The sequence below is a fragment of the Nocardioides marinisabuli genome, assembly GCF_013466785.1.
GTDB classification, from domain to species: Bacteria; Actinomycetota; Actinomycetes; order Propionibacteriales; family Nocardioidaceae; genus Nocardioides; species Nocardioides marinisabuli.
Genome location: NZ_CP059163.1, coordinates 3423573 through 3436247 on the forward strand (window position 1 = coordinate 3423573; position 12675 = coordinate 3436247).

Sequence of the window (12675 nt, forward strand, 5' to 3'; positions counted from 1 at the left end):
ACCCCGGCCCCGGGCTCAGCCCAGGGTCGGGGTGGTGCGCTCCACGACCGCGCGCAGGTCGCCGCCGTCGAGCGCACCCAGCACGCCGTCGTACGACGGGCTGAGCCGGGAGGCGCAGAAGATGTCGGCCACCTCGGGCGGGGCGAAGCGCACCAGCAGCGAGCCCTGCAGCACCGCGGCCATCCGCGAGGCCAGGCGGCGTGCGCCCCGCTCCATCGCCTCCGGCTCGCCCATCAGTGAGCCGATCAGGGCCAGGGTGTCCTCGATGGCGCGGTCGAGGCGCGCGTCGCCGCCCCGGGCCCGGCCGACCTCGGTGATCCAGGCGTCGAGCACCTCGGGCTCGCGGCCCAGGGCGCGCAGGACGTCGAGGGCGTTGACGTTGCCGGAGCCCTCCCACACCGAGTTCAGCGGCGCCTCGCGGTAGAGCAGCGGCATCACCGACTCCTCGACGTAGCCGTTGCCGCCCAGGCACTCGAGGGCCTCGGCGACCATCATCGGGGTGCGCTTGCAGACCCAGAACTTCGCCAGCGGCAGCGCGATGCGCCGCAGCGCCGCCTCGTGCGGGTCGGCCAGGCCGTCGACGGCCGAGGCCAGGCGCAGCGCCAGGGCGGTGGCGGCCTCCGACTCCACGGCCAGGTCGGCCACGACGTTCTGCATCAGCGGCTTGTCCACCAGCCGCGAACCGAAGGCCGAGCGGTGGGTCACGTGCCAGGAGGCCTCCGAGACCGCGCGGCGCATCAGCGAGGCCGATCCGAGGACGCAGTCGAGGCGGGTGGCGGCCACCATCTCGATGATGGTGCGCACGCCGCGGCCCTCGTCACCGAGGCGCACCGCGACCGTGCCGTCCATCTCCAGCTCGGAGGAGGCGTTGGAGCGGTTGCCGAGCTTGTCCTTGAGGCGCACCACGTCGAGCTGGTTGCGGGTGCCGTCGGGCAGCACCCGCGGCACCACGAAGCAGGTGACCCCGCCGTCGGTCTGGGCCAGCACCAGGAAGACGTCGTTCATCGGCGCCGAGGTGAACCACTTGTGCCCGTGCAGCGTGTAGGTGCCGTCGAGGCCGCCCGAGGGCTGCGCCCGCGTCACGTTCGCGCGCACGTCGGAGCCGCCCTGCTTCTCGGTCATGCCCATGCCCGCCAGCGCCCCGAGCTTGTCGCTGGGGTTGCGCACGCCCGGGTCGTAGCGGCGCGAGGCCAGCAGCGGGGTCCACTCCTTGGCGATCGCCTCGTCGGCGCGCAGCGCCGGCACCGCGGCGTACGTCATCGAGATCGGGCAGCCGTGGCCCGGCTCGGTGTGCGACCACGCCATGAAGCCGGCGGCGCGGCGCAGGTGGGCGTGCTGGGCGCCCTCGGCCTGCTCCTCCCACGGGGTGGCGGCCAGGCCGTGGCCCACGGCGCGCTCCATCAGCCAGTGCCACGAGGGGTGGAAGGCGACCTCGTCGATGCGGTGGCCGTAGCGGTCGTAGGGGACCAGCTCGGGGTGGTGCTCGTTGGCGAGCTGGCCGTGCTCGCGGGCCTCGGCCGACCCGGCCTCGGCGCCCAGACCCACGATGCTGTCGAGCGTCTCCTGGGTGCCGTGGCGCAGCACGCCCTCGGTGAGGGCGGCGTCGGCGGTGACCACGTTGTGGCCGGTGAGCGGGGGAGCCTGGTTGGTCACGACGCGCAGGTCCGCGCGCGCGCTGCTGGAGGTCTGCATGCGGATACCGTAGGCGCATGGCCTCGCAGACCGGTGGGACCTTCCAGCTGCGCGAGGCGCTCGAGGCCCGGGCACGACGGGTCGCCCACCTCGTGTGGCGTCTGGTGGTCACCACCGCCGGCGCCTGCCTGCGCTACCGGGTCACCGGTCTGGCGGCGGAGGCGGCCTTCTTCGCGGTGCTCTCGGTGCCGCCCCTCATCTTCGCCCTGGCCGGCGGCGTCGGCTACGTCTCCGACCAGTTCACGCCCGCGCAGGTCGAGGACGTGCGCCGGGCGATCCTCGAGGTCTCCTCGCGGCTGCTCACCGAGCGCGCCGTCGAGGACGTCATCGCCAAGACCATCGACGACGTCCTGGAGGGCGGCCGCTTCGACGTCATCTCGCTCGGCTTCGTGCTCGCGCTGTGGTCGGGCTCGCGGGCGCTCAACGTCTTCGTCGACACCATCACCGTGATGCACGGCCTGGGCGGGCACCGGGGGATCGTGAAGACCCGGGCGCTGTCCTTCGTGCTCTACGTGCTGGCGATGCTCACCGGCGTCATCTCGCTGCCGCTGGTGGTGGCGGGGCCGACCATGGTGCGCCAGGTGCTGCCCAACCGCGTCGACGTGCTGATGGCCTTCTACTGGCCGGTGGTGGTGGCGGTGTGCATCTGCTTCCTGGCCACGCTCTACCACCTCTCGGTGCCGGTGCGGACCAACTGGAGCTTCAACCTGCCCGGGGCCACCTTCTCGCTGCTGGCCTGGATCGGCGGCTCGTACCTGCTGCGCTGGGTGCTGACCGTCACCGCGGCCGAGTCGCGCTCGATCTACGGTCCGCTGGCGGCCCCGATCGCGGTGCTGCTGTGGCTCTACCTGCTGGCGCTGGCGGTGCTGATCGGCGCGGCCGTCAACGCCGCCTTCGACACCGTCTTCCCGCAGTCGGCGACCACGCGCGCCCGCCTCGAGCTGGTCCAGCGGCTGCGGGCCCGCATGTCGCGGGACCGCCTCGCACCGCTGGAGGAACCCGTCGAGTAGGTTCGCCCGTGTGACCGAGCAGCCCCGTGACCCCACCGAGGGCCGCGAGCGGGGGACCATCTCCCTGCCCGAGCCGGTCCGCTCGCCGTGGTTCGAGCTGTCGCGACGACTCCTGGCGGCGCTCGCGATCCTCGTGGGCACCGTCCTGCTGGTCTACCTCGACCGCAAGGGCTACCGCGACGGCACCGGTCCCGACCCCGGCATCAGCCTGATCGACGCGATCTACTACACGACCGTCACCCTGAGCACGACCGGCTACGGCGACATCTCGCCGGTCACCGACTCGGCGAGGCTGATCAACGCCTTCGTCATCACCCCCGCCCGCATCGCCTTCCTGGTCCTGCTGATCGGCACGACCATCGAGGTGCTGGCATCGCAGGGCCGCGAGATGTTCCGCGTCGCCCGTTGGAGGAACAAGATGGACCACCACGTCGTCGTCATCGGCTACGGCACCAAGGGCCGCAGCGCGGTGCAGACCCTGCTCAACAACGGTCTGCAGCGCGAGGCGATCGTCGTCGTCGACCCCAGCGAGGTGGCGATGCAGGACGCGCACGCCGACGGGCTGGCCGTCGTCTCGGGCGACGCCACGCGCCGCGGGGTGCTGCGCCGCGCCGGCGTCGCCGACGCCGAGCAGGTCATCATCACCACCGACCGGGACGACTCCAACGTGCTGGCCACCCTGACGGTGCGCCAGCTCAACCCCGACGCCTACATCGTCACCGCGGTCCGCGAGCACGAGAACTCCCCGCTGATGCGCCAGTCCGGCGCCGACTCGGTGATCACCTCCTCCGACGCGGTGGGGCGCCTGCTGGGCCTCTCCAGCGTCTCCCCGACGCTCGGCACCGTGATGGAGGACCTGCTCAGCTACGGCGACGGGCTCGAGGTGGCCGAGCGCGAGCTGCTCGTCAGCGAGGTCGGCCGCCAGCCGCAGTCGCTGCCCGACCAGGTGATCTCGGTCGTGCGCGACGAGAAGGTCTACCGCTACTTCGACCCGGTGGTCAGCCAGCTGGCCCGCGGCGACCGCCTGATCGTCGTGCGCCCGGCCAAGGAGCTGCCGTGGGCACCGCGCCCGGGCACCCACAACGAGGACGCCGCCACCGACGCGGAGTGAGGCCTCAGCAGGTGGGGACGCGGTCCCAGGAGAAGTAGGTGAACCGCTTGGAGCCGTGGTGGGTGCGCATCTTGACCCGCACCTTCTGCTTGGCCAGGTCACCGGTGCTGCTGAAGCGGGCGAACACCTTGCGCTTGCCGGCCGCGGCCCAGCCGCTGTGCGCCGCCGCCGTCCAGAAGGGAGCGGTCGAGGCGTCCTTGACCCAGACCTCCACGCGGCGCTCGGAGGTGCGGTGCTTGTTGTTCATCCGCACCAGCAGGTGGGAGTAGCCCTCGGCCGTCGCCGGTCGGCAGGCCTGGAGCTTGGCGCGCTTGTAGGTCTTCATCGTCGACCAGCTCTTGCCGCCGGCGGCGACCCGGTCGATCTCCCGGGTGCGGTCGTCGGGGGCGTCGTCGGAGGTCGCCAGGCTCGGCACGACCAGCACGGCCGCGACCAGCAGCGCCACCGCGACGGGGGCCAGCCAGGTGACCGCACGGGTCGGGTGGGGTGTGCTCGGCACGGGTGTTCCTCCGCTGATCGGGTCTGTCGGCTCGGTCGGCTCGGGGCAGGACGCCACCGACGGTATCGGACCGGTCGCGCGGTCCACGGACCGCCCCGAGGGTCGAACGCACGTTCGATCTTGTGGGAGGATCGGGGGATGGCCGGCGGGATGAACAAGCGGGGGAGCGGGGTGCCGCTCGGGGAGCGCCGACGCAGCGACCGCGCCGCTCCCGCGGCCGCCCCCGCGCGGCGTACGCCGACCTCGCCCTGCCCGGCGCGGCACTGCTGGGTGGGCGACCCGCTCGACGAGGAGGGCGAGAAGCGGCCCGGGCTGCTGCTGGAGTGGCGGCAGAGCCCCGACGGCTGGCAGGGCCTGGTCGTCTACGCGGCCCGGGTGCGGCCGGGCTCGTGGGGCCTGGTGCAGGAGTGGCTCCCGGGCTCGAGCCTCACCCCGTTGTGAGCCTCAGTGGCGCCGGCCGCGCCGGCACGTCGGCACGTCGCTCCAGCGCAGCGAGCGCGCGGGGCTCACGTCGTGGCGGGTGCGCAGGCGGACCCGGAACCGCTGGGTGACCAGTCGGCCGGTGGTCGAGACGTGCGCGAGCGGGGCGGCTCGGCCGGCGCGCACCCACGGGGTGCGGCTGTCGCCGCTCCAGGGCAGCGAGTAGGCCCGGTCCTTGAAGGTGACCTCGGCGCGCCGCAGCCGCTTGTCGTGGGCGTTGCGCAGGCGCAGCACGAGGCGACGGAACGCGCCGTCACGCGGCGGTCGGCAGCCCTCGAGGATCGCGCGCCGGTACGTCGTCAGCTCGGCCCAGCCGCGGTCGTGCCGCGCCTTGGCGCGGACGGGTGCCATCGAGGTCGCCATCGAGGTCGCCATTGCGGTCCCTGGGAGTGCCGGGGCGGGGGCCGCCATTGCGGTCGGTGCTGCCGGCGCGAGGCTGAGCGCCACCGCGGCGGCGGTGGTGGCGAGGGTGGTGCGGAGCGCGGTGGACCTGGGCATCCCCGCAATGTAGTGCGTGGTGTGACTCAAGTGACGCATGTGACTGGCGCGGTGCAGCTGTGTCGGCCTCGATGGCCGACGGGCCACGAGCGCTGACCCGTCTCCGGCGGGGACGCGCCGGAGACGGCCGGGTGAGCGCCTCGGACCGCTACCACCAGGGGGGACTGTGGTGGCGGCGTCGGCACCGATCCTCACCCGTCGGTGCCGTCCCGCGCAGGGAGTTCTCCACCTCGACGGCAAAATCCAGGGAGCTGTCCAGACGGCCTCGCGGCTCGCCAACGTGCACCGGGGCCGGCGCCCACCCTGTGGGCAGCCAGGGCCCGCCGTACGCCTCTGACAACTCCCTCTCGGTTAGGGAGAAGCCCTTGTGGTCGAACATTTGTTCGAGTAAAATCGGGTCATGGACCAGCCCAGCCACGAGCAGCTCTCCGAGGTCGACGACCTCGACGCTGACCGGCTGCTCGAGGTGGCCCGCGAGGCCGAGGTCGAGGTACGTCGCGCCGAGCGCCGCCGGTTGCGGCTGGTGCTGCGCTGGTGCGACCTGCACCCCGCTCTCGACGACTCCCAGCGGCTCTCGTGGGGCGAGCAGGACCGGGTCTGGGACTGCGATGCCTGGATCGGTGGCGAGGGGGTCCCGGCGGTGGCGGAGTTCACCGCCGAGCCGTTGGCGGCGGTGATGCGGATGTCACCGGCCGCGACCACCTCGCTGATGGGCGAGGCGCTCGAGCTGCGGCACCGGCTGCCCAGGATCCACGCCCGGGTGGAGTCCCTCGACGTCGCGCTGTGGCGCGCGCGTCGGGTCGCGAAGGCCACCCAAGGCCTCTCGGTCGAGGCCGCCGCGCACGTCGATGCGGTCCTGGCACCCCTCGTGGACTCCGTGGGCCCCACCCGCATCGACCGCGCGGTCGCCGAGGCGGCCGCCCTGTACGACCCCGAGACCCTCACCGACGCCGAGGAGCACGCCCGGGTCCACGAGTGGGGCATCACGCTGCGCCACCACCGCGCCGGTGAGGGCCGCCAGTGGGCCGGGACGTCCTGGCTCGCGATCACCGGCGACACCCCGACCCTGCAGCGCCTGCACGACCTGATCACCGACACCACCGCCCCACCCGCAGACCCCGACGCAAACCCCGACAGTCAGCGCGACCTCGGCGTACGCCAGATCCGGGCCCTGGCCGAGGTCCTCGACGGCCTCGGCGCACCCCGCCCCCGGGTACGGCTGGCCATCGACATCACCACCGACGACCTCACCGGCGACCTCACCGGCCACAGCGCCCAGGTCGGGCGGGTGCTCGGGCTGGGCCCCGCCACCCTCGCCACGATCCGCGACTGGCTGGCCGGGGCCTCGGTCACCGTGCTGCCGGTCCTCGACATGGCCCGCACCGACGCCATCGACGCCCACGACCCGCCCCGGTGGATGCGCGACCTGGTCACCCGCCGCGACACCCACTGCGTGCACCCCTTCTGCGACACCCCCGCCACCCGCTGCGACCTCGACCACATCACCGCCTACATCCCCATGGACGAAGGCGGCCCACCCGGCCAGACCCACCCAGCCAACCTGGCACCCCTGTGCAGGCACCACCACCGCAACAAGACCCACGGCCACTGGACCTACCACCGCACCAACCACGGCGACTACCTCTGGCACGACCAGCACGGACACACCTACGCCGTCACCCGCCAAGGCACCCTCGAGCTCGAGACCCGCTGACCGCTGCCGGTGGTAGGGGTGTCTCAGTGCCCGGCGGTGGTCGTCAGCAGCACGACGCTGTCCTCGCTGGCGGCGACGCTGTGCGCCGCAGCAGGGACGACGGCGTGGTCGCCCGTGCGCAGCCGCACCGTCTCGTCGGAGGTCACCAGGTCGACGGTGCCGTGCACGACCTGGAGGGTGGCCTCGCCGGTGTGGCGGTGCTCGTCGAGCCCGTGCCCGGCCGCGAGGGCGATGAGGGTCTGGTGCAGGGCGTAGCCCTGACCGCCGTGGACGGTGACGCTGCTGCGTCCGGCGGTCGCGCCGGCGGCTCTGCTGAGGTGCTCGTGGCCCAGTCGGACGAGGGAGACGGCTTCCATGCCACCAGTCTCGGACGGCCTCGCCTCGAGGGGCTCGGGTCGGAGGGCACCGGGTGGCGGGACCAAGGTCCAGGAACAGCAGACCCAGCTCGTGTCAGGGACTGCTCCAGCCGGGGTGCCAGGGGCTCGCCATCATCCCGGGTGCTGGGCCCGTCCCGAAGCGTTGTACCTGCTCGGACGGAGGCTGTGAAGACCGTCCTTCTGTGCCTCGTCCACTGACGTCGCCCTCCTCGGCGCAGCTGACCTCTACGAGGGGAGGCGGTCAGGGATGCTGCCTGCCTGAAGGTGAGGTGCGCGCGACCTCGAACCGTCTAGTAGGCCTTGACCAGCTTGCCCGGCAGGGCCTTGGCGCCAACTTGCGCCGCCGACTTGTTCCCGTTCCTGGCTGTGACGAGTGCTCCCTTGCCGTTGGCCCACCAGTGATCACTGGGCAGAGCCACCTTGGCCGCACCGTTCCACTCACCCTGCTGCACTGCGCCCTTGAACGTGATGACGTTGACGCGTTTGCCCTTGAGCCAACAGACGCCCGAGTCCTTGTTGAGCTCGCCGCCCCCGTTGCCGGAGAACTTCTTGCATCCGATGTGCTTTGCCACGCTGCGTGCGGAGTCGCCGTAGTAGTTCGCGTGATGAGCCTGCGCGACGCCGTTCGTGCTGGCGACGATGGAGGTGGTGAAGATGAGTGAGGCCCCCAAGGTGGCCATGCGGCTACGCGTCATAAACGTACGGTAAAGCCTGAGGGGTCGACGACGTGCTTTCGCTGAGTGGACCGCCGGCGTGATCGTGCGTGGCCTTGATGTGACCTCGAGGGTGTGGGTCAGCTGGCACAGGAAAAGCAGAAGGCCGGCATCCCGAAGGAGACCGGCCTCTGTGTGGAACTGGTGGGCGATACTGGGTTTGAACCAGTGACCTCTTCCGTGTCAAGGAAGCGCGCTACCGCTGCGCCAATCGCCCGAGGTGGAGACGGGATTTGAACCCGTGTAGACGGATTTGCAGTCCGTTGCCTCGCCTCTCGGCCACTCCACCACGGAGGTCTAACCAAGAGAGAGACCTCTCCGAGCGGACGACGAGGCTCGAACTCGCGACCTCAACCTTGGCAAGGTTGCGCTCTACCAACTGAGCTACGTCCGCTTGCCGCCTGGGGTTTCCCCCGGGCTGCGACAGGAACATTAGCCCAACCCCCAGGACGTGCCAAATCCGGGTGTCGGCGGCGTGGCGAGCCGGCCAACAACGCCCGTGGAGCGGGCTTCTGCTCCCTGCAGGGGCGCCTACAGTGGCTCTTGTGCGCGCCTGGGTGAACGGACATCAGCTCGCTGACCCCCACCAGCCGGTGGTGCAGGTCAGCGACCACGGCTTCACGGTGGGGGACGGGGTGTTCGAGGCCGTCAAGGTCGTCGACGGCCGGCCCTTCGCCCTCGACCGCCACCTGGCGCGCCTGCGGGTGAGCGCTCTCGGGCTCGGGCTGCCGGCCCCCGACGACGCGCTGGTGCGCCAGGGGATCGCGGCCGTGCTGGAGGGCGAGCCGCTGCCGCTGGGTCGCCTGCGCATCACGGTCACCGGGGGCCCCGGACCGCTCGGGTCCGGCCGCGGCGACGCCGAGCCCACGGTCGCGGTCGTCCTGGTGCCCCTCGAGGAGGCCGCACCGGCCGCCCGGGTCGCCACGGTGCCCTGGCCCCGCAACGAGCGGGGGGCGCTCGCCGGGCTCAAGACGACGTCGTACGCCGAGAACGTGGTGGCGCTCGCGGAGGCGAAGCGGCGCGGGGCCGACGAGGCGGTCTTCGCGAACCTGGCCGGACACCTGTGCGAGGGCACCGGGTCCAACGTCTTCTACGCCGTCGGCGGCGAGCTGCGCACCCCCACGCTGGCCAGCGGCTGCCTGGCCGGTGTCACCCGGGCGCTGGTCATCGAGTGGGTGGGCGCCCGCGAGGTCGACGAGCCGATCGAGGTCCTCGCCGAGGCCGAGGAGGTCTTCCTGGCCTCCACGACCCGCGACGTCCAGCCCGTCTCCCACTGGGACGGGCGCGACCTGGGCGCGCCGGGACCGCTGACGCTGGCGGCCGCGGCGACCTGGCGCAGGCGCGAGCCGGAGCTGCTCGACCCGGATGTGAGTGCCTCGCCCGGCATGCGCTAAAGTCTGCGACCGCACCCCCGGGTGCATCCGGCGGAGCGATCCGTCGGGCAGAAGGGCGATTGGCGCAGTGGTAGCGCGCTTCGTTCACACCGAAGAGGTCACTGGTTCGAACCCAGTATCGCCCACCTCAACACGATCCCCTCCGACCTCGTCGGAGGGGATCGTCTGTTCTGTGGCCCTGCTCGTCCACCACGCTGGACTCGCCGGCGACTCACCGAACCTGCATGATGCGTCCGTGGGAATCGAGCTGCTCCCCCTGGCCCAGGGGCCGGCGCGGCCCGAGGACACGCTGGTCCACGAGCTGGCCGACGTGCTGAGGGACTGCGTCGACGGCGGGGCCAGCGTCGGGTTCGGGCGTCCTCTCGCCCTCGACCGGGCGCTCGACTGGTGGCGTACGTCGCTGTGCGCACCCGCGACCCGGACCTGGGTGGCTCGCGGGGGAGCGGGCCGCATCGAGGGGTGCGTGCAGCTCTCGCTCGCCGGGCAGGACAACGCCCGGCACCGTGCCGAGGTGGCCAAGCTGCTGGTGCACCGCAGGAGCCGCGGCTCCGGGCACGCCGCGGCGCTGATGGGCGCCCTGGAGCAGCACGCCCGGCACGTGGGGCGGACCCGGTTGCTGCTCGACACCCAGACCGGCAGCGTCGCCGAGCGCGTCTACGAGCGCTGGGGGTGGGTCCGGGTCGGGGTCGTGCCGGACTACGCCGCGGACCCCGACGGGGTGCTCGCGCCGACGACGTTCATGACCAAGGACCTGCGCTGAGAGGCGTGGGTCCGGTGCCGCGCGACGCGGGCCGGATTCACGCCGCCGACGTACGATGGCACCACATCACTCACGGATGGGTGATCTCATGTGGTGGTTGTTCTGGCTGGTGACAGCGGTAGTCCTCGGCGTGGCCGAGTTCTCCACGCTGACGCTGGTCTTCGGCCTCCTGGCGGGCTCGGCCCTCGTCGCCGCCGTCGTGGCCGGGCTCGGGGCGTCGTTCCCCCTGCAGCTCCTGGCCTTCGCCGCCACCGGCGGAGTCGGGCTCGTCGCGCTGCGCCCGGTCGCCAAGCGGCAGCTGACCCGGCCCCCGCCCACCCGTGACGGCAGCGACGCCCTGGTGGGCCGGTCGGCGTACGTGACCCGCGAGGTCAGCGCGACCGGGGGACTGGTGCACCTCTCGGGGGAGGACTGGTCGGCGCGCGCCTACGACGAGGACCTGGTCATCCCGGCAGGGGTCCGCGTCGACGTCCTCCAGATCGAGGGCGCCACCGCCCTCGTGCACCCGCGCGACCCACTGCCCGACCCACTGCCGGAGCCGCTGCCGGAACCCGAGCACAGAGAAGAGTGAGACCGATGGACCTGCTGATCCCGATCGCCGTCCTTGCCGCCCTCGTCGCCTTCGTGGTGGCGTCGTCGATCCGCATCGTCCCGCAGGCCCGGCGCTACAACATCGAGAGGTTCGGCCGCTACCAGCGGACCCTGCAACCGGGTCTGAACCTGCTCATCCCGATGGTCGACCGGGTCAACACCAAGCTCGACGTGCGCGAGCACGTCTACTCCTCCGACCCCAAGCCGGTGATCACCGAGGACAACCTGGTCGTGGCCATCGACACGGTCCTCTACTACCAGATCACCGACCCGCGGGCGGCGGCGTACGAGGTGGCCGACTACCTGCAGGCCATCGACCACCTCACGGTCACCACGCTGCGCAACCTGATCGGGTCGATGGACCTCGAGAGCACGCTCACCTCCCGCGAGACCATCAACTCGCGGCTGCGCGAGGTGCTCGACGAGGCCACCGGGCGCTGGGGGATCCGCGTCAACCGGGTGGAGATCAAGGCCATCGACCCGCCGAGCGGCATCAAGGAGGCGATGGAGAAGCAGATGCGCGCCGAGCGCGACAAGCGCGCGCTGATCCTGCACGCCGAGGGCGAGCGCCAGTCGCTGATCCTCACCGCCGAGGGCCGTCAGCAGGCCAAGATCCTCGAGGCCGACGGCGAGGCGCAGGCCCTGGAGCGGGTCTTCCGGGCCGTGCACGAGAACCAGGCCGACCCGCAGGTGCTGGCCTACAAGTACCTCGAGATGCTGCCCCGCCTCGCCGAGAACGGCAACGGCTGGTTCGTGATCCCGGGCGAGCTCACCGAGGCGGTCAAGACCGTCACCTCCGCCTTCGCCGCCGACCACGCCCGGGAGCAGCGCGAGGTCGAGCCCCGACCCGAGCCCGGTGTCGAGCAGGTCCAGACCCGACGGGCGGGCTGAGGGGCGGGTCGAGGGCAGGGTCGAGGGCTGGGCAGCTCATCGCCGGCCGGTGACCAGGTAGGCGCGCATGGTTGCGGTCACCGGACCGGCGCCCAGCAGCTCCTCGGTGACCGCGGCGACCTCGTCGGTCAACCCGGTCAGGTCACCGCGCTCCTCCAGCGCCACCCGCAGGGGGCTGCCGGTGCACACGCCCAGCGCGACGTCGCGTGCCGAGCCAGCGGTCCCGCTGAGCTCGACCGGCTCGACGCTCACCGACCGCAGCCCCGCTGCGCACGCGTCGGCCTCGATCTGACCGGGGTCGTGGTAGCCGTGGGGCACCCGCACCACGAAGGTCGGCGGGTCGTCCAGGACCCGCTCCAGGGCGGTGACGACGGCGTGGGCGAAGGGGTGGGTCTCGACGGAGTCCCAGGTCGTCAGCAGCGCGGTGCCCCCGGGCACGAGGACGCGGACCACCTCGGCCAGGGCGCCGACCCGGTCCGGGAAGAACATCACGCCGAAGGAGCAGACCACCGCGTCGAAGCGACCGTCCTCGAAGGGCAGCGACAGCGCGTCGGCCTGCTGCCAGCTGGCCCCCGGCACCCGGCTCGCCCCGAGCGCCACCATCGCGGGGTTCAGGTCGGTGGCCACGACCTCTGCCCCGGGCAGCGCCGCGACCAGCGCACCGGTCACCCGACCGGTGCCGGCCGCGAGCTCGAGCACCCGGCGCGGGGCGAGCGGCACCAGCGCGGCGGCGAGGTACTCGCCGTACGGCGCGAAGAAGACCGGGCCGAGGTGCCGGTCGTAGGCGGCCGGCATGTCGGCCACCCACGTGCTGTCGGCGTCGGGGGCCACCCTCGAGACAGTAGTCCCGGCGAGGGCCGCTGGGAACGGGCGCGCAGCGTCGAGAGACCGGTGCGCGCCCACCGAGGTCTCCGAGCACCCACCACCTGCCGTCTACCGTGACGA

General features: G+C 72.4%; 14 protein-coding genes and 4 tRNA genes. 9 read left to right on the forward strand and 9 right to left on the reverse strand.

Going from position 1 to position 12675, the window contains the following annotated elements; translation table 11 throughout:
- Positions 1–15: 15 nt before the first annotated feature.
- Positions 16–1692, reverse strand: coding sequence for an acyl-CoA dehydrogenase family protein (locus tag H0S66_RS16395; RefSeq protein WP_179616324.1), 1677 nt, complete (start codon positions 1690–1692; stop codon positions 16–18).
- A 17-nt stretch (positions 1693–1709) separates the two neighbouring features.
- Between H0S66_RS16395 and H0S66_RS16400 the strand changes: the two genes are divergently transcribed.
- Both H0S66_RS16400 and H0S66_RS16405 read left to right on the forward strand, forming a co-directional pair.
- Positions 1710–2702, forward strand: a complete 993-nt coding sequence (locus tag H0S66_RS16400) for a YihY/virulence factor BrkB family protein (RefSeq protein ID WP_179616325.1) — start codon at positions 1710–1712, stop codon at positions 2700–2702.
- A 10-nt stretch (positions 2703–2712) separates the two neighbouring features.
- Positions 2713–3813, forward strand: coding sequence for a potassium channel family protein (locus H0S66_RS16405; RefSeq protein ID WP_179616326.1), 1101 nt, complete (start codon positions 2713–2715; stop codon positions 3811–3813).
- 4 nt (positions 3814–3817) lie between these two features.
- Here the strand turns inward: H0S66_RS16405 and H0S66_RS16410 are convergent, their stop codons facing one another.
- Positions 3818–4312 (reverse strand): hypothetical protein, encoded by a 495-nt coding sequence (locus tag H0S66_RS16410; protein ID WP_179616327.1) that lies wholly within the window; start codon positions 4310–4312, stop codon positions 3818–3820.
- 138 nt (positions 4313–4450) lie between these two features.
- Between H0S66_RS16410 and H0S66_RS16415 the strand changes: the two genes are divergently transcribed.
- Positions 4451–4753, forward strand: coding sequence for a hypothetical protein (locus H0S66_RS16415; RefSeq protein ID WP_179616328.1), 303 nt, complete (start codon positions 4451–4453; stop codon positions 4751–4753).
- A 3-nt stretch (positions 4754–4756) separates the two neighbouring features.
- On the opposite strand, the gene H0S66_RS16420 is transcribed toward H0S66_RS16415, so the two are convergent.
- Positions 4757–5167 carry a hypothetical protein gene (locus H0S66_RS16420; RefSeq protein WP_179616329.1) on the reverse strand — a complete coding sequence of 137 codons (411 nt, stop codon included), beginning with the start codon at positions 5165–5167 and terminating at the stop codon, positions 4757–4759.
- Between the two features lie 523 nt (positions 5168–5690).
- Between H0S66_RS16420 and H0S66_RS16425 the strand changes: the two genes are divergently transcribed.
- Positions 5691–7004, forward strand: coding sequence for an HNH endonuclease signature motif containing protein (locus H0S66_RS16425; RefSeq protein WP_179616330.1), 1314 nt, complete (start codon positions 5691–5693; stop codon positions 7002–7004).
- A gap of 23 nt (positions 7005–7027) precedes the next feature.
- Here the strand turns inward: H0S66_RS16425 and H0S66_RS16430 are convergent, their stop codons facing one another.
- From H0S66_RS16430 to H0S66_RS16450, 5 genes are all read right to left on the reverse strand, one after another.
- Positions 7028–7360 carry a cupin domain-containing protein gene (locus H0S66_RS16430; protein ID WP_179616331.1) on the reverse strand — a complete coding sequence of 111 codons (333 nt, stop codon included), beginning with the start codon at positions 7358–7360 and terminating at the stop codon, positions 7028–7030.
- Positions 7361–7671: 311 nt separating this feature from the next.
- Entirely contained in the window at positions 7672–8076 is a 405-nt protein-coding gene (locus H0S66_RS16435) for a hypothetical protein (RefSeq protein WP_179616332.1), read from the reverse strand.
- Positions 8077–8236: 160 nt separating this feature from the next.
- Positions 8237–8311: transfer RNA gene (locus H0S66_RS16440), tRNA-Val, on the reverse strand.
- Position 8312: 1 nt separating this feature from the next.
- Positions 8313–8383, reverse strand: a tRNA-Cys gene (locus H0S66_RS16445).
- Positions 8384–8415: 32 nt separating this feature from the next.
- A tRNA-Gly gene (locus H0S66_RS16450) sits at positions 8416–8488 on the reverse strand.
- Positions 8489–8639: 151 nt separating this feature from the next.
- Between H0S66_RS16450 and H0S66_RS16455 the strand changes: the two genes are divergently transcribed.
- The 5 genes from H0S66_RS16455 to H0S66_RS16475 all read left to right on the forward strand — a co-directional run bounded on the left by H0S66_RS16455 (position 8640) and on the right by H0S66_RS16475 (position 11730).
- Complete coding sequence (locus H0S66_RS16455) at positions 8640–9488, forward strand: aminotransferase class IV (RefSeq protein WP_179616333.1); 849 nt, start codon at positions 8640–8642, stop codon at positions 9486–9488.
- 53 nt (positions 9489–9541) lie between these two features.
- Positions 9542–9613: transfer RNA gene (locus H0S66_RS16460), tRNA-Val, on the forward strand.
- Positions 9614–9723: 110 nt separating this feature from the next.
- Positions 9724–10248 (forward strand): GNAT family N-acetyltransferase, encoded by a 525-nt coding sequence (locus H0S66_RS16465; RefSeq protein ID WP_218876354.1) that lies wholly within the window; start codon positions 9724–9726, stop codon positions 10246–10248.
- A 76-nt stretch (positions 10249–10324) separates the two neighbouring features.
- Positions 10325–10819, forward strand: coding sequence for an NfeD family protein (locus H0S66_RS16470; RefSeq protein ID WP_246305171.1), 495 nt, complete (start codon positions 10325–10327; stop codon positions 10817–10819).
- Positions 10820–10824: 5 nt separating this feature from the next.
- A complete protein-coding gene (locus H0S66_RS16475; protein ID WP_179616334.1) occupies positions 10825–11730 on the forward strand; it encodes an SPFH domain-containing protein in 906 nt (301 codons plus the stop codon).
- A 36-nt stretch (positions 11731–11766) separates the two neighbouring features.
- Here H0S66_RS16475 and H0S66_RS16480 read toward each other — a convergent pair whose 3' ends face one another.
- A complete protein-coding gene (locus H0S66_RS16480; protein ID WP_218876355.1) occupies positions 11767–12561 on the reverse strand; it encodes a class I SAM-dependent methyltransferase in 795 nt (264 codons plus the stop codon).
- Between the last annotated feature and the right edge of the window lie 114 nt (positions 12562–12675).